The organism is Francisella salina, assembly GCF_000219045.1.
Taxonomy (GTDB): Bacteria; Pseudomonadota; Gammaproteobacteria; order Francisellales; family Francisellaceae; genus Francisella; species Francisella salimarina.
In genome coordinates this window covers 1,402,795-1,425,212 of record NC_015696.1, presented here as the reverse complement: position 1 = coordinate 1,425,212, position 22,418 = coordinate 1,402,795, and the positions used below count along the sequence as shown (strand labels likewise).

Sequence of the window (22,418 nt, the reverse complement as noted above, 5' to 3'; positions counted from 1 at the left end):
TCCTTTATATTAACGATGAACTTCCTATAGCAATAACATTCTCTTGATCTAAGTATTCTTGTTGGTTTTGAGCATTAATTCCTCCTGTTGCACAAAATTTGACCTCAGGGAAAACTGCTCTATAATTTTTTAAGAGTTTAACTCCTCCAAATGCTTCTGCTGGAAAAAACTTAATAGTTCTAAAACCATAGCTCATAACAGTCATGATTTCAAAAGGTGTTACAGCGCCTGGTAGATATTTGAGATTATGTTCTTGAGCGAACTTTAGTAATTCATGATTAGCTCCTGGAGAGACATAAAAATCAGCTTCAAGAAAACGAGCTTTTCTAAAAAGTTCTATATTAGTTATCGTTCCTATACCAATAATTAAATCCCTATTTGACTCTATTACTTTTTTTACAACTTCTAGAGAGTTGGGTGTTCTAAGAGTGAATTCAACTATATTAAGCTTTTTTTCCCTTACCTTTTCTAAAATAGCATTTGCCTCTTGAATAGTGTCTGCAGAAACTACTGGAATAATAGGATTATTTTTAAGAATCTCACCTGTAGGCATTTGTTAACTCCTTTAATTTATCTAAGTGTTTATCCGTATATTTTTTATCAATTATGGCTCCATTATGTTGTATTATTTCTGCAGCAAAATCTTGTGCGAATTCAATACTTGCTTGTAAGCCCAAATTATTAATAAAAGCAGCTAAGAAAGCAGCATTAAAACTATCTCCTGCTGCAGTCGTATCAACTGGGGTAACTACCTTGTTAGCTTTTACTAAATTAATTTTGTTTTGATATTGTAATAGAGTTGGATTTTTACCGTGTTTTATAATGACTATTGGAATATTGAATCTATTATATCTGTCTAAGGTTTTTTGGTAATTAACATCGTCAAAAAGTAACTCTTCGTCATCAAAAGTTGTTAAAACTATCGTTACATACTTTAGTACTTTTTCTAAAAACTCTTTAGTCTGTTGTTTAGATTTCCAGCATTTAGGGCGATAATTTAAATCAAAAATTATCTCTTTATCATCACCTGAGTTTCTAAAATCTTTTAACCAGTTTGCAAATATTTCTAACTGCCTATTGTCCCATCTTGAGAGGGAGATACCTGAAAAATATAAATAATCATACTCTTTACAATACTTATCCAACTCTTCTTTGGATAAATGATAAAAAATATCTTTAATAGGAGCTTGCTCACGCCAATAATAAAAACTTCTTTCTCCGAGATTATCTGTTTGTATAGCATACAAGCCTGGGACTTTATCTTTTATTTTTAAAACTTTTAATGTATCAATATTTTCATCATTCCATTTGTTTATCATTTGGTTTGATAAGTTATCATCGCCTAGGGCTGTTAAAAAAGAGACATCACCGTTTAATCTAGCATAATATAGAGCAGTATTTAGAACATCGCCTCCAAAATTCAATTTTACTTGTGAGTCTAACTGAGCTTGACCGCTTAACTCAAGCATACATTCGCCAATACCTAAAAGCTTACTTTGATTCATTTTCTAGCTCTCTTTTTACAGCATATGCAACACCGCGAACTTCAGCAAGACCTTTCATACGGCCAATACATGAGTATCCAGGATTAGTTTTCTTATCTAAATCTGATAGCATTTGTTGGCCATGATCTGGTCGCATATAGATTGGCTGAGAATCTTTTTCTATTTTTAAAATCTCTTTCACAAGAGCATACATATCAGTATTGCCACATAAGTGCTCAGCCTCATAGAAACTGCGATTATTAGGATTAAGAGCAACATTTCTTAGATGTGTGAAATAAATTCTTCTACCAATTTTTTTTGCCATAAGAGGAAGATTATTATCCCATCTAGAACCTAGTGATCCAGCACAGAATGTTATACCATTCGCCATAGATGGTATATTTTCAAACAACCAATCATAATCTTCTATAGTGCTAATTATTCTTGGTAAGCCGAATAATTCAAACGGAGGATCATCAGGATGTATAGCTAACTTCGCACCGACTTCTTCAGCTACAGGAATTACTTTCTGCAAGAAATATATTAAATTCTCGCGTAATTTTTCTTTATTAATGTCTTTATATTCATCAATAGCTGCTTGAAATTGTTCTAATGAGAAACTTTCTTCAGCTCCAGGTAAGCCAGCAATTATATTACAAGTAAGTTTATCAATCTCATCTTGAGTCATATTTTCAAAATATTCTTTTGCTTGAGATATTATTTCAGCCTTATATGCTTTTTCTGAACCCTTACGTTTAAGTATATGAATATCAAAAGCCGCAAATGCTATCTCATCAAAAGATAATGTCTTTGCACCCGTAGAAGTTTGTTTACCTAAGTCTGTACGCGTCCAATCTAATACTGGCATAAAATTATAAATAATTAATTTAATACCACATTTGGCTAAATTACGGATACTTTGACAGTAATTATCTATATATTCATTACGTGAAGATTTACCTTTTTTGATATCTTCATGAACTGGTATACTCTCAACAACAGACCATGTTAAATTTGTTTTACCCAGTCTAGTAGAGTTTTCAACTTCAAATTGTCTTTTTTGAATTTCTTCTACAGACCAAACCTTACCATTTGGTATATGGTGTAGGGCAGTTACAATATCAGTAACTCCAGTTTGCATAATATCTTCAATACACACAGGATCATTTGGACCAAACCAACGCCATGACTCTATCATTTTATTCTCCTAATTTAGTAAGAGTTTTAATAACACCATTTTTATTAATTTCTTCAATAAAAAATACTATTTTTTCTTTTAAATCTTTATTTGTTGCTATTGTTTCCGGGAATATGCTTTTTAATGATAAAAAGTTATTAACCATATCAATAATTTGAATATTCTCTTGATATATCAATTTATAGTCATTTTGTAGAGGATCACTAATTTCTAATATTTTTCCATGTTGATCTTTACCACTACAAAATAATATCCAACCAGCCAATCCCAAAGCTAAAATATCATAATTTTGCTTGTTTTCTAAAAGATATACTAAAGATCCTAACCATCTTTGAGGAATTTTTTTAGAGCCATCCATAGCTATCTGTTCAGTTCTATGCTTTAAATGAGGGTTAGCAAATCTATGTAAAAGTTTATCAGCATATTCACTAGTTGAGATCTCTTGTTGTAAACCATCTACTAAAGGAGCTGCAATTTCTAACATATATTTTCTAATGAATGTATAAAATTCATATTGAGATATAACTTCATCAACTGTCTTTAAGCCAGCGTAAGCACCAAGATATGCAATTAAACTATGACTACCATTTAACATAGTTAGCTTTAATTTCTCGAAAGGTTCTATATCTTTAACAAACTCAACCCCAACTTTTTCTAGAGCAGGGCGACCATTAACAAAATCATCTTCGATAACCCACTGAGAGAATTCTTCAGTTGCCACTGCTGAGATATCTTTTTGACCAATCATATTTTCAATGTTATCTAGAGCCTGTTGAGTAATAGCAGGAACAATTCTATCTACCATAGAGCTAGGGAAGCTAACATTCTCTGCTACCCAAGTACTAAACTGCATATTTATTTTACTTGAGAAGTCTAGAATAGCTTTTTTTAATATTTTGCCATTATTTGGCATATTGTCACAACTTAGTAGAGTAATAGCACCAGCATTTTCCTGCCAACGTTTATATAGCCCAGCTATAGTAATTCCTATAGCAGTTTTAGGTGAGTTAATATTAGCTAAATCATAAGCTATATCAGGGTTTTCAAAATTTAATTCTTGAGTTGATAAATCAACATAATAACCTTTTTCAGTAACTGTATAGGTGATTATTTTTATATTAGGATCTGAAATTTGGGTTATTAGATTTTGAGATTGACCATTACCTGCAAAGTAAACATCTTTTAATGCACCTATTATAGTGTTTTTAGTGCCAGATTCATCATTGGTTGATAAAGTATATAAGCAGTCATTTGCTTTTAAATCATCAATTAATTTTTGGTTAGTTCTAATAGTACCACTTATATAGCCCCAGTTTAGGGCATTTTGATTACCAGTATTTAGTAACTTATCAATATAGAATACTTGATGAGCTCGATGAAAAGCTCCTATACCTATATGCAATATTCCTGGCTTTAAATTAGTACGTTGATAGTTTGGTAAACTACAATTATGTAATTTTTGAAGATTAAGCATTATATTTTAAATCCTTATTCATATTGATTATCTGAGGGTGAGTCACTTTGAAACTATCATGGCCCTCATATTGCCAATTAATATCTAGTTTATCATTTCTATTAGTGATTTGAATATTTAAGAAACCACATTCATTGTCTAAGTACTTAGTACTTTCACCATCATCTAAATATATTTGATGTTGAGTAGCTTCCTCACTTAAAGAAGGATAAATTTTATAAACAATATCTTGTCCGAAATTATTAAATTTAGCCTTACATTTATTTATAGCAATTACGCTTCCTTCTTTAACAAATATAGGAATACTTTCGATATCAATATTCAGACTTACAGTTTTACCACCTTCATATACTTCACCAGTATAGTAGTCATACCAGCTTGAACCTTTAGGTAGGTAGATTTCTCTGACTCTTTGATTTTTATCAAGAATATTTGCAACAAGCAGGTTTCCAATCATAAAATCCTTACTTTCTTGAAATGTTTTCTCATCAGATTCAAAATCATAAAAAGTTGGCTTTAAAATTGGTTTAGCATTAGCATGAGCTTGATAACATAACTGATAAATATATGGACTTATCTCATTACGCAAATCAAAAGCTTTTTGAATAGTCTCCAAAGCTTCTGGATACATCCAAGGAGTATTCACTGATTTATCATCGTTCCATGAGTGAATTGTAAATCTAGGATAAAATATACCATGCTGAATCCAGCGAATTAATAATTCTGAATCTGGAGCGGGACCACTAAAACCACCAATATCATGACCAAAATTATAAATTCCTGATAGAGATAGCCCTTTCGCCATTTCTAGATTATATTTCAAAGTTTTCCACTCTGTATAGTTATCACCAGTCCAAGTTTGAGCATACCGTTGTAGTCCTGCACATCCTGATCTTGTAATTAGATAAGGACGCTTGTTTGGAGCAAAAGCTTTTTGAGCTTCAAAACTAGACTTAGTCATAAGAAGCGCCTGAACAGGCTTTATATGTTTGATTTTTATTTCTTTGTCAAAACCATAACAAACAGCCTCGCCATTATAGACTTCATATTCATTATTATCATTCCAAGTTGATTCAATGCCTTTTTCTAATAATTGTTTTGTAATATTATCTTGCCACCATAAGATAGTTTTTGGATTCGTAAAATCAAGGTAATATCCTAATTCATCCCAAAACTGTGCTAATTCAGGTCTTTGATATTGTTTGTTATATATGAAGCCACCAAAACTGGCAACTTCATCTAATTTAGGATGGTCTTGAAGTAGACAAGGTTTGATATTTGCACATAGTCTAATACCATTATCTAAATATTTCTTAGTGAATCCTTCAATATCTGGAAATTTTGTATGATTCCAATTAAATACATATCTCTTATCACCAATAGAGGTATACCCTGAGCTTAGCTGAAATGATCCACATTGGATATTATATTGCTGGCAATCATCGATAAAATTATCCATTTGGCTCTGGGCATCTGGAAGGTCTGTATAAGTCATTGTAGAACCAGAATAATACAAACTCCAATAGGGTGGTAATATAGTTTTACCTGTTATCGTGCTAAAAGTTTCAGTAACTTCAGCGATATTATCACCAATCATAAAATAGTAATCTAAGTTACCAGCTTTTGCCTCATAGCTAATGTATGGACCATGATAATTATCAATTTCTTTACCAAAGTTAAAAACACTATCACTTAAATTATCATAGAAAATTCCAAAAGAACTTTTATTTGTAGGATTATGAGATATGAAAAAAGGAATGTGTTTATATAAAGGGTCAGAGTTTTCTGCATCATAGCCCATGGGATCTATTGATTTCATCTCATAACGTTTTTTATTACGGTTGAGAGAACCAGTTTTTTCACCAAGACCAAAAAACATAGCTTCAGGTTCTTTCTTAATAGCGTGGTATACACTTCGATCTGACCAAAAGTCTAAATTATATGCTTGGGTTTGTAAATCCTGAGATACTTTGATCCAACTATCAACATTTTTTTTATACCAACTAATTCCAAAGCTATTAAGCTCAATTTTACATTTTAACTTTGATGTTTCTATAAAAGCAAAATCATCATTACCATAAGCTTCAAACTTAGGACAACTAAAACTGGATGTGTCTAGTCTATCAGTCCCTTCAAATGGAATGTCATCTTTTGTTATTGACCAAGTTTTATCTAAAGATGGTTTTAGGGATTTAGTGAAGAGTACTCTGAAAATATTTTCTTCAAGAACAAAAACTCTAGCAAATATTTGTTTTTCTTCTAACTCAAATAAAATGTGATCTACCCTAGTATCTTTAAGTTTAAATTTACAAATGTCTAACATAATTCAAAATCCTAAAATGTATTATTATGGCCCCAAGTTTTTTGATGAGGCCAACCTGTAAGTTCTTCAACAACATTAATTGCTTCTTTGGGAGCTTTTTTGAGTTCTCCTCCAGCTCTTAGTCTTTCCAGTTCAGTTACTAATATAGAGTGTTTCGCTTGAGTTAATCTGAGTCTTGAGCTTGCAATAGCTCCAATAATACAAAACAGTATAGTGCCGCCAATAAAACAGATATTTATTCCAAGTAGGGCAGAACTAGACTGTACCGTAACACCAGCTTTGAAGCTGAAAACTGATAATGTAAAACCTACTATAGCAAATGCAAGTGCTTGAACTAACTTACGCGAAACGGTCATAGTACTAGCAAAAGTTCCTTCTCTTCTTTTAGTGGTTAATGCTTCATCTATATCTGCAATAAAATTATAGATATTCCATGGTGTAAAGTAGCATCCTGCTCTAGCAAAACCTAAAACAAATATAATTACAACAAATGAGGTTAAAGCAAGAATCGGAGTAAACATAGGAATGATAAGGAAACTAAGCATGCTTACAAGTAGGCAGCTAATAGCAATTCTATAACTCATCACACTACCAACTTTTATACATAAATATGCAAATATAGGTACTGAAATAACCTGAATTATTGAAAAACATGTATATACAATTGATGCAGAACTAATATTGTAATCTAATATAAAAGTAAAATAGTAAGCAAAACTGGCTCCAAATACATCTAATGCGACAAAAGCACCAATATACATCAGGAGATTAAGTCTAAATGCTCGAACTCGTAGTGTTGAAAATATATTAATAAATATGAATTTTATTTCTTTAAATAAAGAAGAATGTTCTTTTTTTGAAACTTCAACTTTTCTTTCCCAAGTGAACTTATAGACAAAGAACCATGGTAGCATGAATAGTATTGAACAAATAACTCCCATAATTATAAAAGAGGTTTTTTCATCAGCAAAAAAATACATAATAGCTGCAGGTAAAAATCCTGCAACAATATTAGAGCTTTGTGAAAAGACCATTCTAATTCCAGTCATCTTAGATCTGATATGATAACTATCTGTCATTTCCGCAGCTAATGTTTCATAAGGAACTTGAATCATTGTGAAAATGAAATTAAAAGCAATATAGCCGAATAAATAGTACCAAAAGCCAAATCCAGGAATCCAAAGTAGAGCAAATACTGAAACTAAAGGAGCACCTATTACAAAGAAAAACCTTCTTCTGCCTAATGGACCTCGCCAATTATCTGAAATATATCCCATAATTGGATCTGCAAACACATCGAGACCTCTACCAATTGCTACTATTAATCCTGCTTCTGCTGCAGATAATCCAGCAATATCTGTATAAAAATACATCAGCCATAATCCAAGAATAGTAAAGGCACCACCGCCAAAAAAATCTCCTGACCCGTAGGCAACCATGTTCTTAAATTTAACTTCTTTAGTATTTGACATCATTCTTGTATCTAAGATAGTTATAACTTCAAATATAAGTAATTTAGAGCTGATTTGAAATATAAATTTAATATTTGGTATGATTTTTTGATTAACTATCATCATACAAACAAATATTATTAGTGCTATTTTTCAAATATTTTTTCTTATAATATAAGTTAATAGTAGCTATAATCGAATTCTAAATAAAATTATCTTGGATATAAAGTTGATGAATATTAGAAAACAAAATTCATTTTTTTTGTTATGTTTTTTCGAATTTTTTGAAAGATTTGGTTACTACGGGTTTAGCTATACTGCTATTTTGTTTTTTATGAGCCAGTATGGTTTTGATTTTACAGAAAAACAAGCTGTACTTCTATTTGGGGGCTTTGCTTCATTAACATATGTTTTTAATGCTATTGGTGGATATGTCGCAGATAAAATTTTTGGCATAAAAAGAACCATGTTTTTAGGAGGTTTTTTTCTTCTGATTGGATATTTTAGCTTAGCGTTAAGTCCTTATTTTGTGAGTATAGATAATTATGTTTATATAAGTTTGGCTTGTATTATTGTTGGGTCTTCATTGTTTAAACCGGCACCTACAAACTTAATATCTAGAATATATACCGATAAACTAAAATTAGATTCTGTTTATACATATTTTTATATGTCGATAAATTTAGGATCATTATCCGCGTCTCTTTTGATACCAGTTTTAGCAACTAAATATGGTTATACTGTTGCATATGGTGTGTGTTCTGTAGGTTTTGCGATAGGTATATTGAATAGTATATTGAGCTACTCTAGTATCAAAAATATTGGTAATGAAGTAGACTTTAAAAACATGGGATATCTAAAAACTATTCTTATAGTTTTGATATTCATTATCGCTATAATGGGACTTAGCATAATATTACAAGCCAATGATACTATAAACTACATATTATGGTTTGGAGCGGGACTCATTTTTGGAGTCTTTGCTTTTCAAATTTATGTTGAAAAAGATCCTAGTTCAAGAAAAAAGATAGTCGCGGCGATTGTTTTATTAGTGTATGCAGTATTATTTTTTATAATATATCAGCAAAAATCAACGTCATTTTTCCTGTTTAACGTGCATCATGTTAATTTGGATTTATTTGGTTATAGTGTCAATCCTCAGAGTATACCTGGAGTTTTGAATACTGCTGGTGTGATTATATTATCACCTATATTAGCTTTTATATATACAAAGCTAGGAGCAAAAGATTTTAGCTTACCATTTAAATTTGCCTTAGGAATCTTATTCTGTGGTTTAGCATATGGCAGTATGTTTTTAGCATGTATAATCAACGATCCCACATCTAAAGTCAGTATACTTTGGGAAGTTTTAGCTATAACAGTGTTTTTCTCAGCTGGTGAGTTATTGATTTCAGCCCTAGGATTGTCTTTAATGGCTAAGCTTCTACCACAAAGAATCACAGGCTTTGCTATGGGAACATGGTTTATAACATCAGCTATTGGTATTAAGATTGGTACAACAATTGCTCAAGCAGTTACAAGTGGTATACAGTATGATGAGTCAAAAGGTTTTGATACTCAGATGACTATAAGTAGTTTCCATAAATATCAAGAGTTATTCGGTTATGTTTCCTTAGTCGCGATAGTTTTTGCAATAATTGCTTTTGTAATTGGCAAAAAACTTAATAAAATGATTCAAGATTAAATAATATCAACCAATTAATAATGATGCATAATCAACTTTCTGCTAAAAAGGCATTAATATTGTTACTACTCACTATAACAATGTGGTCAACAGCTTTTATTGGAATCCGTTATTTGATGTTAAATGGATTTAGTGCTGGAGGCTTATCATTAGCCAGATATGCTATAGCTAGTATTGTTATGCTTATAATATTTTTTAGACAAAAAGATAAAGCTAGGCCTAGTTTTAAGGATTTGTTGAGATTTGCTATTTTAGGCTTCTTTGGTTTTTTTGCATATAACGTACTGTTAAATTCTGGAGAATCTAGAATTACGGCATCTAGTGCTAATTTTATCATAGCACAAGCTCCCATAATTGTAGCTGTATTTACATTTATATTCTGGGGTGAAAAAATTAATAGATATGGTATTTTTGGATTTATTTTAGCTATCATAGGTGCCGCAGTAATTTTTTGTTCAAAGAATGATACCTCATTTGAATTTATTGGTATTTGCTTAGTTTATGGAGCCTGTTTTTCAGGTGCTATTTATTCGGTTTTCCAGAAAAGTTTATTTATAAAATTTCACCCAATTGAAGCTATTACATATTGTATTTGGTTTGGCACGATTATGTTAATGATATACTCTAATGATGCTTATACAGAATTATCTACTGCAAATTTTACAAGTATCTTTGTTGTTATCTATATAGGAGTATTTCCTGGAGCATTAGGTTATTTATTTTGGGGATATGCTTTTAGAAATATTCCTGCAACAGTGGCTATTAGCTCGTTATATTTTATGCCTATTATTTCTTTATTCTTAGGTTGGATCTTTTTAGGAGAGACAGAAGCATATATATCAATAATTGGTGGAATAATAAGTGTTGTCGGTGCTTTTATAATTAGTAAATATGGCTTAAATAAAAAAACTAACTAAAACTCTTAAATTGTTTGTCTTACCACATTTTAATAAAAATCTTTTTTGTCTATAATATCTGCAAGTTTTTAAATAAAGGATTAGTATGCAAATAGTTGATCAAATGAGAGATCAGGCTCTTGAAGAGTTAAATCTTGTCAGTGATAAAAAGTCTCTAGATGATATTCGAGTAAAGTATCTTGGTAAAAAGGGTGAGTTAACTGGTATGATGAAGCTGATAGCGACATTGCCAAATGAAGAAAAACCAAAGCTTGGTCAAGCAGTAAATATTGCAAAGCAAGCATTACAAAATGCTATTAATGAAAAACTAGCAAAATTTGAAGAAGCAGAATTAAATGAAAAATTAGCAAGTGAAAAAATTGATGTTACATTAAAAGGAGTAGGACAAAATCAAGGTTCACTACATCCTGTAACAAAAACACTTAATCGTATCGAAGCATTTTTTAAACAAAATGGTTTTGCAGTGGAGGTTGGTCCTGAGATTGAGAGTGACTATTATAATTTTGAGACTCTAAACATACCATCACATCATCCAGCTCGAGCTATGCATGATACTTTTTATATTGATGATACTCATGTACTTAGAACTCATACATCAGGTGTTCAGATTCGCACCATGGAAAAGCAAGAACCACCTATTAGGATTATAGCTCCGGGTAGAGTATACCGTTGTGATTCTGATATTACTCATACTCCAATGTTTAATCAAGTAGAAGGCTTATTGGTTGATACAGATGTTTCTTTTGCTGATTTAAAAGGGCTTTTACACGCATTTTTAAATTCATTCTTTGAAAAAGATTTAAAAGTAAGATTTAGACCTTCATATTTTCCATTCACAGAGCCATCAGCAGAGGCAGATATGGAGTGTGTAATGTGTGATGGTAAAGGTTGTAGAGTATGTAAGCATACTGGTTGGTTGGAGGTGCTAGGTTGTGGCATGGTGCATCCAAAAGTCCTAAAAGCTGGTAATGTTGATACTGATAAATACCAAGGTTTTGCTTTTGGTATGGGTGTCGAGAGACTCGCTATGCTTAGATATGGTATTGATGATTTGAGAATGTTCTTTGAAAATGATCTAAGATTTTTGAAACAGTTTTAATTTTTATTATTGAGGTTTATAAATGAAATTTTCACATAATTGGTTAAATGAATATCTAGATGATACTCAAGATAGCCAAAATCTAGCAGATACTTTAACTTTAGCTGGTTTAGAAGTTGATGCGATTGAGCCAGTAGTTGCTGAAAAAGTAACAGGTGTCGTAGTAGGGCAAATCAAAACTATCAACAAACATCCAGATGCTGATAAACTAAATATATGTAGTGTAGATGTAGCAGAAGAAGAACTACTAACTATAGTTTGTGGCGCTAAAAATATTTATGAGGGTATGAAAGCTCCAGTTGCAAAAATTGGTGCAGTTTTACCTGGTAATTTTAAAATCAAGAAATCAAAACTTCGTGGGCAAGAATCTTTTGGGATGATGTGCTCAGAAGAAGAGCTTGGTCTAGCTGAGAAGGCTGATGGTTTGATGGATCTACCAGCAGATGCTCCAGTAGGCAAAGATATGAATGAGTATCTAAATTTAGATGATAATATTATCGAAGTTGATTTAACCCCAAATAGAGCAGACTGTCTAAGTGTCTATGGTATTGCTCGCGAAGTATCAGCTCTTACAAAAACACAACTTAAAGACATTGAAATAAAAGCGACAGACGTTTCATTGGAAGAAACAAAAGATGTACAAATATTAGCTAATGACGCTTGTAAATCTTATCTAGGCTGTATTATCAAAAATGTAAATAACAAAGCTCAAACTCCACTATGGATGGTTGAGAAGCTAAGAAGAAGTGGTGTGGGTAGTATTTCATTTTTTGTTGATGTGACAAATTATGTGATGTTACTAACTGGTCAGCCGATGCATGCTTTTGATTTGGATAAACTAGAAGGTGGTATTAATGTTCGTTATGCAAATGATAATGAGAAGCTAACTCTGTTAGATGAAACACAAGTTAAATTACAATCAGATACTCTAGTAATCGCAGATGATAAAAAAGCTCTTGCAATAGCTGGTGTGATGGGTGGTTTAGATTCATCAATTACAGATGCTACTACTAACATTTTCTTAGAAAGTGCTCATTTTGTACCAGAAAAGATTGCGGGTAAAGCGCGTAAATATAACTTACATACTGATTCTTCACATAGATTTGAAAGAGGTGTGGATACTAAGCTACCACAGGATGCGATGCAGTTAGCTATTAATTTAATAGTAGAAATTGCTGGTGGTGAAGTAGCGCCTATATCTGGTGTAGAAGATTCTGAATATGTAGAAAAAATTACACCTATCAATCTATGTATCAATAAACTCAATAGAGTTTTAGGCACACAGTTTACTATTGAGTATGTAGCTGAAGTTCTTACAAACTTACACATGCAAGTTACAAAAATTGAAGAGTGCTGCCTAGAGGTGATCTCACCATCATATCGTTTTGATATGGAAATACCAGAAGATCTAATAGAAGAAGTTGCTCGTGTATATGGTTATTCAAACTTACCTGAGACTATGCCTAAGTACCAAGCTTCTAAAATTAATATCTCCGAGACTAAACAATCTCAAGATACTCTAAGTGCTAGATTAGTTGATAGAGGCTATCATGAGGCTATTAATTATAGTTTTATAGATCCTAAGTTTGATGAGTTCTTCTTTGAAGAAAAGGGCATAGCTATCAAAAATCCAATCTCGCAAGATTTATCTGTAATGAGACAATCTTTGATACCTGGATTGATTAATTCTTTTAAAGCAAATACAGCACGTCAGCAAAATAGAATTAGGATTTTTGAGAAGGGTGCTTGTTTTAAACTAGAGAATACTCAAAGAATTCAATTTGATAGATTAGCTGGTTTAGCTTATGGAGAGCTTCTAAATCTAAACTGGTCAAATACTAAAAAGATTGATTTCTTTGATGTTAAAGCAGATATCGAAGGATTATGTGTAGATGTTAAAAACCTAAGCTTTGAAGTTTGTGATGATGTTAATTGGCTTCATCCAGGTCAGTCAGCTTATATACTAGCAAATGGTGAAAAGATTGGTGTAATTGGTGTGATTCATCCATCTGTTTTAAAAACATTCCAAATCAAAGCCAAAGCACCAGTAGTATTTGAGTTAGACTTAGCTGTTTTAACTAACAAAAAAATACCTAGTTTTGAGAAAATTTCTAAATATCCGTCTGTATCAAGAGATATATCATTCTTAGTTGATAAATCTGTACTTGCTGGAGATATTATCAAAACTATAAATGACCTTAATATAAGTATACTAAAAGATGTAAATATTTTTGATATCTATGAGTCTGAAGAAAATGCAAGAAAGAGCATAGCTTTAAGTATGCTTTTCCAAGATAATGATAAAACTTTAGATGATATAATTATAAATCAAGCTGTAGATTCTGCTTTATCTATTTTAATAAATAAGTTTGGCGCAGAACAAAGAGTTTAATTCTATGTTAGAATGAAATAACATAGGCATACTCTAAAGGATGAGTAAATGTTATTTCTAGCTGTTTGTTTTATAATTACTGGTATTATAGTTGGTATTCTTTCAGGGCTTTTTGGGCTTGGTGGAGGGTTAACTGTAGTGCCACTTATGATGGTATTTGTATCAGTATATGAGCCAAGTTTTAGTGCTAATGCTATGCATATAGCAGTTGCTACATCTCTTTTCGTAATGATATTTACATCTACTATTACAACGTATTCTCACCACAAAGCTAAAAATATAATATGGAAGGTAGCTATCCCTATAAAAATTGGGGTAATAATTAGTGCTATTTTAGGTGCGATACTTGCGAGTTTCTTATCGAGTAAGATATTAAAAATATTTTTTATTATATTCTTGATTTATACTGTTATTAAATGGGCGGCTAAATCATTTTCTAAAAAGAAAAAGGACGGTAGAGCTAGTCAAAGAATAGAACCAAATAATATATTATCTATTATATATGGAAGTTTTACTGGTGCTATAGCTGTACTTCTTGGAATTGGTTCTAGTGTAATGATTGTCCCATTTTTAAAACATAAAAATTTCACAATGGGACAAGCTGCAGCAATAGCTGCTGCTGTTACTCCATTTATTGCACTACTGGGTGCTTTAACGTATATTGTTACAGGTTTTTCAGAGATATCATTACCTCATTTTTGTCTTGGATATGTATATTTACCTGCGGCTATAGGTATTATCTGCGGATCCTTAATTGGAGCACCAATTGGAACTAGGTTATCGGCTAAAATAGCACCTGCCATACAAAATATCATATACTTTGCATTTTTGATTATTATCTTGATTATAATGGTTAGTTAATAGTTGACATAACTATTTCAGAAATAGGATTGTCTAATGCATAAAGTCGCTGTTTCTATTTTATCTTTTATTTTTGTTATAAAAGGATATTCTGATGACTCAATAAAAATACAGCAAAAAAATTATTCTTCAGATTTGACAGAAACTGTAGACAATGTCACGATGCAGTATGGAGAATCACTAAATAAAAGCAAACTCAATCAGATCGAAACTTATACCTATGATGATCTAATAAATAGTCAATTAAATACATCTTATCTTAAATATAAATCTTTTAATGGATTTAGGGTTAATGAAGTATTTTCTCATGCAATGTTAAATCCACTTAAACGTACTGGACATCCCTTATTTATGATGCAATCTAGAAAAGATGGGTTACTTGAGGATGGGTATATTTATACTGGTGGTAAAGCTGCATTTATAGATTGGAATAGACTTCATGCAATACATAATCAAGGTACAACAAAAGACTTTTCATATTTTATAGATGGGTATGTTGCTTCTACACTATCTAAGTGGGTTAGTGCATTTGGTAGCTTAACTATATATAACGATGGAGCAGGAACGCATGTAATCCCATATTCATGGTATGTAACAGTAGGAGACTTATCTGAAAGTAATGTTTTTGGCTATATAGCAAATGATGTAGTTATGTTTGGTAATTTTGATATTGTATCAAACTTCGTATCTACTCTTACTCGATTGTATTTCATGCAATCAGGTGGAAATGCGAACTTATCGTATGCTACAGATAGTATTCTCTTAAATGCAGTTATACTTAATTCAAATACAAAAGGCTATTTTGGAACTACAAATGCTGATAGTAAGGGGGGAATAGGTTATACATTAAATGCTAAATATACATATAAAATGTCTACCGAAGGAGATTATCAATACTTTGGTATATCATATACAAACTCTTCAGGGTTTAATTCAACTACTAATGGTAGGGTTGGGATATTTGATGCTCATTATGTTGCGGCTATATCTGATTTTAACTTTTTTCTTGAAGGAGCTGTTACAGATAAAGGTGTTAGTGGTGTTAACTACTCTTCAGCAATTAGTTCAAATAAGATCTCAGGAGTTCCTTTCTTTGGGTCTATTAGACCAGACTCTCAATATATTTATGATAACTTTTTAAACTCTGGTGATATGGTTGGGTCATGGTCAATACAAGGAAGTTATACCTGGAACTTATTTGAGAAAAGTTTTATAACTTATTTAGACTATTCTCAACTTTATCAGAGTACAAATAATAATGCTCTTCAATATGGTGGTGGATTTCGTTATAACATATTGTATAGCTCTTGGCTTGGCTTAGATTATACAAGTATTACAACTAAAAGTACTGACTATAAAAGCTCACAAAATTATTTGTCTATTAGTTATGTTATTTTATGTCTAATATATTTCAGCCTTTCAAAATTAAGTTCCTTTGTACTCCCAAACCCTCTATTTCTAATTCAAGGACATCGTTTTCTTGTAAATAACTAGTTTCTAATCCAAGAATTTCATTTTCAAGCTGAACTCCCTTAGGAGTTCCTGTTAAAATAACATCTCCAGCTTCTAAGGTAAAATACTCACTTAATTTAGCTATTAATGTTGGGATTTTAAAAATCATTGTTTTAGTTGAACCATTTTGCATGATTTGATTATTTACTTTAGTTTTTATGTAAAGATTATCTGGGTTAATCTCATCTTTGCTAACGAGATAAGGCCCTAGTGGACAGAAAGAGTCACAGCTTTTACCCATATTATATTGCCCAGGTTGTTGAAATTGTAGTCCTCTTTCAGAAGCATCATTAGCTATACAATATCCAAATATGTATTCATAGGCATCAGATACTTTGATATTCTTCGCGGGTTTACTAATAATAACAGCAAGTTCGTTTTCATAATCTAGTTTATTACAGTTTTTGGGGATATATAGGATCGTAAGGTCCTGTAATACTATTTGAAGGTTTCTGAAAAAATATAAAATTAGTTGGTTTAATTTTAGGTCCACCAAGAAAATTGACTCGCTCTAAATAATCTAAATAATTCATTCCTATAGCAACTGTTTAATGCAGTTAGTTATATTATTTTCGTTTATGTTTTTTGTTAATACAGGTAAAGTATTTATATTAATATTGCTTATTATAGAGGTAAGTTTGACAATATTTTGGGGTGAAATATCTGATACGAAATCTTTAACATTGTATAAAATGTCTTTTGATAAGATACATGGATAAATATCATTATTATACTTATAATATAGAAATTTCATGATAATTCCTTTTTACTGCTAAAATTTTAGATGTATCAATAATCTTAGAGCAAGTTGAAATTATAATTAATTTAGTTCTATAAAACTAATATTACACTAACCTTTATTGAGACATTTATCGCATAATCCTCTTAACTCAAGATTCCAACTATCAACTTGATAAGGGGTAAGTTTTTGAAACTCTTTAAATATGTCTAGATTACAAAAATGTGATTCATCAACAAAACCACAATTTTGGCAAACAAATACTTCAAAACCTTGATGCTTGTGATTTTCTTTACATTTTACATAACAATTTTGACTTTCTATCCTATGGATAAAACCATGTTTTAACCAAAAATCTATTGCTCTATATACAGTAGGGGGATTTGTTTGTTTTTTTGCTGAAAGAATCTCTAAAATATCATAAGCACTTAGCGGAGTGTTTTGATTATAAATAGTTTGGAGCACTTGTTCTCGAGGTTTAGTAAATCTGTATTTATTCTTTTCACAGAAATTTTTAGCTATTTGTATACTTTTACTCATTAATAGAAGTCAAATTTTATTTAATTTACTCGACAAAGTATAACTCATCTTATTATTTAATAAACTGTTATATTGTAACATATTATGTAGTTATGTATTATATCAATCAAACTTTAACTACATGAAAACTCTATATGAAAAAATTACCTGTTACTGTTTTATCTGGCTTTCTAGGGGCTGGTAAGACTACTTTATTAAGTAATATTCTCAATAATAGTAATGATTTAAAAATTGCTATGATTGTTAATGACATGAATGAAATAAATATTGATGCTGAGCTAATCAAAAATCATGATTCACATATCTCAAAAACTGAAGCAAAGATGGTTGAGCTTAGTAATGGCTGTATTTGCTGTACACTACGTGAAGATTTGCTAATAGAAGTAGAGCAGTTAGCAAAATCACAAAAATATGATTATTTAATTATTGAAAGTACTGGTATCTCAGAACCACTACCTGTTGCGACAACTTTTGAGTTTAGAGATGAAGAGGGCATGAGTCTTGCAGATGTTGCTTATATAGATACAATGGTTACAGTAGTTGATAGTGTTAATTTTATGAATCACTATAGCTCTTCAGAGTATCTAAAAAATACTGATGAAAGCTTAGGGGAAGAAGATGACCGAGCAATAGTTGACCTTATGGTTGAGCAAATAGAATTTGCAAATGTAATCATTTTAAACAAAGTTGATAATTGTTCAGCTAAAGACAAAGATACTATCAAATCTATAATTAAAGGACTAAATGTTGATGCTGAGATTATAGAAACTGACTTCTCAAAAGTTGATATTAATAAGGTTGTAAACACTAATAAATTTGATCTAGAAGAAGCTGAAAATCATCCATTGTGGAGCAAAGAACTTTATAACTTCAAAGAGCATGTACCAGAAACAGAAGAGTATGGTATTAGATCATTTGTTTATCATTCAATAAACCCTTTTGATCCGGTTAAGATAAAAAACTTTTTTGACAATGTAGAGTGGCCAGGCGTAGTTAGAGCAAAGGGATTCTTTTGGCTAGCTACAAGACCAGATTATGTTGGTGAAATTTCTCAAGCTGGTGCTTTAGTAAGGCATCAAGGTATGGGCATGTGGTGGGCTAGTATGGATAAAGAACAATGGCCAAATACTCCAGAATTTCAACAGATGCTGAAAGATAGATGGAATGATATCAGTGGTGATAGAAGACAAGAGATAGTATTTATTGGTCTAAAAGATAAGATGAAAGATGAGCAAATAAAAGCGGCTCTAGATGATTGCTTAATAAATGACTACTGGGATAATCCAGAAAAATATACCGATTTAGCAGATCCATTTCCTGCTTGGTTTGAATCAGATGATGAAGAGGCTTAAAAATGAGTAACTTTCAATTAACAATTCTGCTTGTGATTTTATTCGTAACGGCAATTTCTGGTATATTTCCTTTTGTAAAGAAAGCAAATAATCCTGAGGGATTTCACTTCCCAATAGGTGATGCTTTGGCAAGTGGTGTATTTTTAGGTGCTGGTCTAATTCATATGCTAAGTGATTCAGCTGGGGATTTTTCAGAACTAAATATAGACTACCCATTTCCATTTTTGATAGCAGGGATAACTATTTTACTCTTTTTGTTGTTAGAACATATAGGTGGAGCACTATCAAAGAGCAATAAAGGCAATCTATCTTTTATGGCTATAATGGCAACAATAATGTTATCTATTCATAGTTTCTTTGAAGGTGCAGCATTAGGTTTATTAGAACAGTTAAGTGTCGCATTAGTAATATTTCTAGCAATTATTACTCATAAATGGGCAGCAAGTTTTGCTTTAGCTATAAGTATTAATAAGACAAGCCTAAGATTTTTAGCAAGGATAATCCTATTTATAATATTTGTTTTTATGACACCATTAGGAATATTATTTGGACAAGCTGCACATAACTACGTTTCAAATCCATTTGTTGAGCCTACATTTACTGCTATAGCAGCAGGTACTTTTATATATATGGGAACTTTACATGGTTTAGATAGATCTGTACTTGTTAAAGACTGTTGTAATACAAAGCAATATAGTTTTGTAATTATTGGCTTTGCAATTATGGCAATAGTCGCTATTTGGACTTAGAAATTAACAATAATTTAGACTCTAATTACCACTATAATATTTATTATCTTTGAAATTCTTACAATAATTAATTGTACCATGCTCTAATATTCCTGATTTAATTTTATTATAGCAACTTTGAGTAGGAGCAGTAACAGTCATCAACATACAGTTGCTAGGGTTATCATAGTTATTAGGTACTATATTACTTTGGAATAGTTGATTTGGGAATTTGACTTTTAAACCACTATGAGAGCCGTACCAATCAGTCATTTGATCACCAATAGACATCAACCAATATACATTTCTTTGTTCTGATAGGGCTTGTCTAAATGAATCTTTATAAGCGACTTTATCATTTGCACCAGACGCACAAAGGCTATTTTCAATTGAACCTGACAAAAATACATATTTATTAATCTGATCATCTGTAAGATTGAGATTATTTTTTAGCCATTTTGCAGTAATAGTTGCTGAGGCAGTATTACAATATCTAGCAGTTATAAAATAGCAATCAACCCCATTTTTAGAACATTGTTTTTTTACAAATTCAGTAATATATGGAGTTGGTTTGGTACCTTTGCTATCGTAATCATCATTAAAAGACGTTAATTCAAGAGTATTATCAATATCGAACATAATAGCAGGGTGTTTACCACTTTTCTCTATAGCCTTAATAAAGCCAATATCTTTAAATTCGTACATTAGATTATTTAAACTATCTACTAATTTTTTTGCGGTTTGGGCATATTGAGAGTTATCTGTATAATCATAACCTGTTTTGCTATCCATATACTTAAATACATCCGAATTTTTGGTAATGTTTGTAGTACATTGTTTAGCATTTTGGGGTAATTTGAATGTATCGCCATACTGCTCATCAAAAGCTGCTTCAAGCTGAGTAACTTTTGTATAAAGTTCTAATGGATCAACATTGCTTTTGTCATCATCATTTGAACATGATGTCAATACTGTTGTACCTAATCCTAGTATTAACAATGCTTTCGATGTGGCTTTAAGTTTTTGCATAATAGTATATCTCCTTGGTTTAACTAAAATAAATCAAAAACAAGGATATAATAATTTACAAATTCAAGAGATTAACTAGTTTTTATCAAATAAAAAAATATCAACAAAAGTCTATTTTAAAGATAGCAAATAAGTGTTATGATTTACGGTTACATTAACGGAGTGAGTATTTTAAGAATACTTTCTGCGATCAGGCTACCTCTACTTGTGGCCATATGCTGTGTGCTTTGAGTAGAATCAGCTAATATTTTATCAGCCCACTGATATATTTTTTCTACATCGTTCTTACTATACAAAAAAGTAGCAATTTCATAATTCAAAAATAAGCTACGATTATCTAAATTAACAGAACCAAGCATAGCGATATTATTATCTATTAACACGGCTTTTGCATGGATCATATTCTTTGTAAAATGAACATCAATATCATTTGCTAGAAAATCTCTTATATAACTAGCTCTAGCACGATCAGCTAATTGATGATTAGATTTTTTAGGTGTAATAATTTTGACATCTATGCCTTTCTTTTTTGCTAGTATAATTGAGTGGTATAGTTCAGCAGATGGTATTAGATATGGAGTTATTATCCAGAGCTTTTCTTTGGCTGAATTAATAGCTGTAATAAGACCAGAATATAGTTGATCTTCCTGTAAGTCTGGTCCTGAAGGTATTACTTGAACAAAACCTTCCTGAGAAATAGTGTTTTCAATTTTAAATTCAAGCTCTTCACTTGTAGCAAAGTGCCAGTCTGAGCAAAAAACTTTAAGAAAATATGCTAATGAATCTCCTTGGATTTTAAATAAAATATCATCCCACATTCCTTCATGCTCAATTGGCGACATATATTCATCACCTATATTCATACCGCCACTAAATACAGTTTGATTATCAAAAATATATATTTTACGATGATTTCTATAGTTAATATAGTTACGAAGTGGATTTGATATTACCGGCATAAAAAATACAACTTGAGCACCTAATTTACGTAAGTTTTTAAAGATTTTTCTATTGTGACGATATATATAGAATGATCCTAAAGAATCTATCATCATTTTAACTTCAACACCTTCAGTAGCTTTTTTTTCTAGGGCACTGATTACAAGTTTAGATGTTGTGTCATTTTTAAATACATATGTTTGAATGTAGATATTTTTCTTAGCAGCTTCAATCGCTTCCATAAAAGCTTCGAATGACTCAACCCCGTTAGTATACATCTCAAAAGAGTTTCTACTTGTTAAGGTTGGTAGATCCATATTTGTAAAAACATTTATTGTTTCTATCGGCAAATTTTTGCAACTATCACTATCATTAATACAAAATGATTGTAAGCCTGATTCGTTAATATCCATATTTTCCTTTTGCCAAAAGCTACGCTTATCTTTGCGTTGGAATATAAAGAAAAAAGGTATAGCTACATACGGAATAAAAAGTATAGCTAATAACCAGGCTATTATATTAGAAGCAGACTTCTTATCGACTATTAATTTTAGAACAATTAATATTGTAAATGCCTGACATACAAATAAAATGATGTTTGCTTCAAGGATGTATAGTAAATGTAGTAAGAAATTTTCCATTTATTTATATGGTGATAACAAATTATTAAGCTAG

General features: G+C 31.1%; 19 protein-coding genes. 8 read left to right on the top strand and 11 right to left on the bottom strand.

Annotated features, from left to right (window positions below; translation table 11 throughout):
• Positions 1-4: 4 nt before the first annotated feature.
• From eda to F7308_RS06935, 6 genes are read right to left on the bottom strand one after another with little or no spacing between them, the layout of a single operon-like run.
• Complete coding sequence (gene eda, locus F7308_RS06960) at positions 5-553, bottom strand: bifunctional 4-hydroxy-2-oxoglutarate aldolase/2-dehydro-3-deoxy-phosphogluconate aldolase (RefSeq protein WP_013923151.1); 549 nt, start codon at positions 551-553, stop codon at positions 5-7.
• Positions 540-1,505, bottom strand: coding sequence for a sugar kinase (locus F7308_RS06955; RefSeq protein WP_013923150.1), 966 nt, complete (start codon positions 1,503-1,505; stop codon positions 540-542). The genes eda and F7308_RS06955 overlap by 14 nt, the downstream gene beginning before the upstream one ends.
• On the bottom strand, positions 1,492-2,682 hold the full coding sequence (uxuA, locus tag F7308_RS06950) for a mannonate dehydratase (RefSeq protein ID WP_013923149.1): 1,191 nt from the start codon (positions 2,680-2,682) through the stop codon (positions 1,492-1,494). Before uxuA ends, F7308_RS06955 begins: the two co-directional genes overlap by 14 nt.
• A 1-nt stretch (position 2,683) precedes the next feature.
• Complete coding sequence (locus tag F7308_RS06945; RefSeq protein ID WP_013923148.1) at positions 2,684-4,156, bottom strand: mannitol dehydrogenase family protein; 1,473 nt, start codon at positions 4,154-4,156, stop codon at positions 2,684-2,686.
• Positions 4,149-6,479 (bottom strand): glycoside hydrolase family 31 protein, encoded by a 2,331-nt coding sequence (locus F7308_RS06940; RefSeq protein WP_013923147.1) that lies wholly within the window; start codon positions 6,477-6,479, stop codon positions 4,149-4,151. The genes F7308_RS06945 and F7308_RS06940 overlap by 8 nt, the downstream gene beginning before the upstream one ends.
• An 11-nt stretch (positions 6,480-6,490) precedes the next feature.
• Complete coding sequence (locus F7308_RS06935) at positions 6,491-8,056, bottom strand: MFS transporter (RefSeq protein ID WP_232215343.1); 1,566 nt, start codon at positions 8,054-8,056, stop codon at positions 6,491-6,493.
• Between the two features lie 103 nt (positions 8,057-8,159).
• Here F7308_RS06935 and F7308_RS06930 point away from each other — a divergent pair, with 103 nt between their 5' ends.
• The 6 genes from F7308_RS06930 (at position 8,160) to F7308_RS10320 (ending at position 16,398) form a co-directional block, all read left to right on the top strand.
• Positions 8,160-9,635 (top strand): peptide MFS transporter, encoded by a 1,476-nt coding sequence (locus F7308_RS06930; protein ID WP_041263751.1) that lies wholly within the window; start codon positions 8,160-8,162, stop codon positions 9,633-9,635.
• 23 nt (positions 9,636-9,658) lie between these two features.
• Positions 9,659-10,552 carry a DMT family transporter gene (locus F7308_RS06925; protein ID WP_041263946.1) on the top strand — a complete coding sequence of 298 codons (894 nt, stop codon included), beginning with the start codon at positions 9,659-9,661 and terminating at the stop codon, positions 10,550-10,552.
• 85 nt (positions 10,553-10,637) lie between these two features.
• A complete protein-coding gene (gene pheS, locus F7308_RS06920) occupies positions 10,638-11,651 on the top strand; it encodes a phenylalanine--tRNA ligase subunit alpha (RefSeq protein ID WP_013923143.1) in 1,014 nt (337 codons plus the stop codon).
• Between the two features lie 22 nt (positions 11,652-11,673).
• The gene (gene pheT, locus F7308_RS06915) at positions 11,674-14,043 is read left to right on the top strand and encodes a phenylalanine--tRNA ligase subunit beta (protein ID WP_013923142.1); all 2,370 of its coding nucleotides are present in this window, start codon (positions 11,674-11,676) and stop codon (positions 14,041-14,043) included.
• A 48-nt stretch (positions 14,044-14,091) separates the two neighbouring features.
• Positions 14,092-14,904, top strand: coding sequence for a sulfite exporter TauE/SafE family protein (locus F7308_RS06910; RefSeq protein ID WP_013923141.1), 813 nt, complete (start codon positions 14,092-14,094; stop codon positions 14,902-14,904).
• A 36-nt stretch (positions 14,905-14,940) separates the two neighbouring features.
• Positions 14,941-16,398 (top strand): hypothetical protein, encoded by a 1,458-nt coding sequence (locus tag F7308_RS10320; RefSeq protein WP_013923140.1) that lies wholly within the window; start codon positions 14,941-14,943, stop codon positions 16,396-16,398.
• Here the strand turns inward: F7308_RS10320 and F7308_RS06900 are convergent.
• The 3 genes from F7308_RS06900 to F7308_RS06895 form a co-directional block, all read right to left on the bottom strand.
• Positions 16,316-16,909: a fumarylacetoacetate hydrolase family protein gene (locus F7308_RS06900; protein ID WP_041263749.1), complete on the bottom strand. Its 594-nt coding sequence runs from the start codon at positions 16,907-16,909 to the stop codon at positions 16,316-16,318. The genes F7308_RS10320 and F7308_RS06900 overlap by 83 nt on opposite strands.
• A gap of 42 nt (positions 16,910-16,951) precedes the next feature.
• The gene (locus tag F7308_RS10315; protein WP_232215342.1) at positions 16,952-17,170 is read right to left on the bottom strand and encodes a hypothetical protein; all 219 of its coding nucleotides are present in this window, start codon (positions 17,168-17,170) and stop codon (positions 16,952-16,954) included.
• 96 nt (positions 17,171-17,266) lie between these two features.
• Positions 17,267-17,695 (bottom strand): Fur family transcriptional regulator, encoded by a 429-nt coding sequence (locus F7308_RS06895; RefSeq protein WP_013923137.1) that lies wholly within the window; start codon positions 17,693-17,695, stop codon positions 17,267-17,269.
• A 134-nt stretch (positions 17,696-17,829) separates the two neighbouring features.
• On the opposite strand from F7308_RS06895, the gene F7308_RS06890 reads away from it, so the two are divergent.
• Together F7308_RS06890 and F7308_RS06885 are read left to right on the top strand one after the other, a co-directional pair.
• The gene (locus F7308_RS06890) at positions 17,830-19,047 is read left to right on the top strand and encodes a GTP-binding protein (protein WP_013923136.1); all 1,218 of its coding nucleotides are present in this window, start codon (positions 17,830-17,832) and stop codon (positions 19,045-19,047) included.
• A gap of 2 nt (positions 19,048-19,049) precedes the next feature.
• Positions 19,050-19,796 carry a ZIP family metal transporter gene (locus tag F7308_RS06885; RefSeq protein WP_013923135.1) on the top strand — a complete coding sequence of 249 codons (747 nt, stop codon included), beginning with the start codon at positions 19,050-19,052 and terminating at the stop codon, positions 19,794-19,796.
• Between the two features lie 21 nt (positions 19,797-19,817).
• On the opposite strand, the gene F7308_RS06880 is transcribed toward F7308_RS06885, so the two are convergent.
• Together F7308_RS06880 and cls are read right to left on the bottom strand one after the other, a co-directional pair.
• The gene (locus tag F7308_RS06880) at positions 19,818-20,804 is read right to left on the bottom strand and encodes an HAD family acid phosphatase (RefSeq protein ID WP_013923134.1); all 987 of its coding nucleotides are present in this window, start codon (positions 20,802-20,804) and stop codon (positions 19,818-19,820) included.
• Positions 20,805-20,953: 149 nt separating this feature from the next.
• Entirely contained in the window at positions 20,954-22,384 is a 1,431-nt protein-coding gene (cls, locus tag F7308_RS06875) for a cardiolipin synthase (RefSeq protein WP_013923133.1), read from the bottom strand.
• Positions 22,385-22,418 lie beyond the last annotated feature (34 nt).

Bases quoted from the DNA above. Each gene is read 5' to 3' on its own strand.
- uxuA (WP_013923149.1), bottom strand. From the start codon at position 2,682: ATGATAGAGTCATGGCGTTGGTTTGGTCCAAATGATCCTGTGTGTATT.
- F7308_RS06945 (WP_013923148.1), bottom strand. From the start codon at position 4,156: ATGCTTAATCTTCAAAAATTACATAATTGTAGTTTACCAAACTATCAA.
- F7308_RS10315 (WP_232215342.1), bottom strand. From the start codon at position 17,170: ATGAAATTTCTATATTATAAGTATAATAATGATATTTATCCATGTATC.
- F7308_RS06925 (WP_041263946.1), top strand. From the start codon at position 9,659: ATGCATAATCAACTTTCTGCTAAAAAGGCATTAATATTGTTACTACTC.
- F7308_RS06910 (WP_013923141.1), top strand. From the start codon at position 14,092: ATGTTATTTCTAGCTGTTTGTTTTATAATTACTGGTATTATAGTTGGT.
- F7308_RS06935 (WP_232215343.1), bottom strand. From the start codon at position 8,056: ATGATGATAGTTAATCAAAAAATCATACCAAATATTAAATTTATATTT.
- pheT (WP_013923142.1), top strand. From the start codon at position 11,674: ATGAAATTTTCACATAATTGGTTAAATGAATATCTAGATGATACTCAA.
- eda (WP_013923151.1), bottom strand. From the start codon at position 553: ATGCCTACAGGTGAGATTCTTAAAAATAATCCTATTATTCCAGTAGTT.
- F7308_RS10320 (WP_013923140.1), top strand. From the start codon at position 14,941: ATGCATAAAGTCGCTGTTTCTATTTTATCTTTTATTTTTGTTATAAAA.
- F7308_RS06885 (WP_013923135.1), top strand. From the start codon at position 19,050: ATGAGTAACTTTCAATTAACAATTCTGCTTGTGATTTTATTCGTAACG.
- F7308_RS06895 (WP_013923137.1), bottom strand. From the start codon at position 17,695: ATGAGTAAAAGTATACAAATAGCTAAAAATTTCTGTGAAAAGAATAAA.
- cls (WP_013923133.1), bottom strand. From the start codon at position 22,384: ATGGAAAATTTCTTACTACATTTACTATACATCCTTGAAGCAAACATC.
- F7308_RS06890 (WP_013923136.1), top strand. From the start codon at position 17,830: ATGAAAAAATTACCTGTTACTGTTTTATCTGGCTTTCTAGGGGCTGGT.
- F7308_RS06940 (WP_013923147.1), bottom strand. From the start codon at position 6,479: ATGTTAGACATTTGTAAATTTAAACTTAAAGATACTAGGGTAGATCAC.
- pheS (WP_013923143.1), top strand. From the start codon at position 10,638: ATGCAAATAGTTGATCAAATGAGAGATCAGGCTCTTGAAGAGTTAAAT.
- F7308_RS06880 (WP_013923134.1), bottom strand. From the start codon at position 20,804: ATGCAAAAACTTAAAGCCACATCGAAAGCATTGTTAATACTAGGATTA.
- F7308_RS06955 (WP_013923150.1), bottom strand. From the start codon at position 1,505: ATGAATCAAAGTAAGCTTTTAGGTATTGGCGAATGTATGCTTGAGTTA.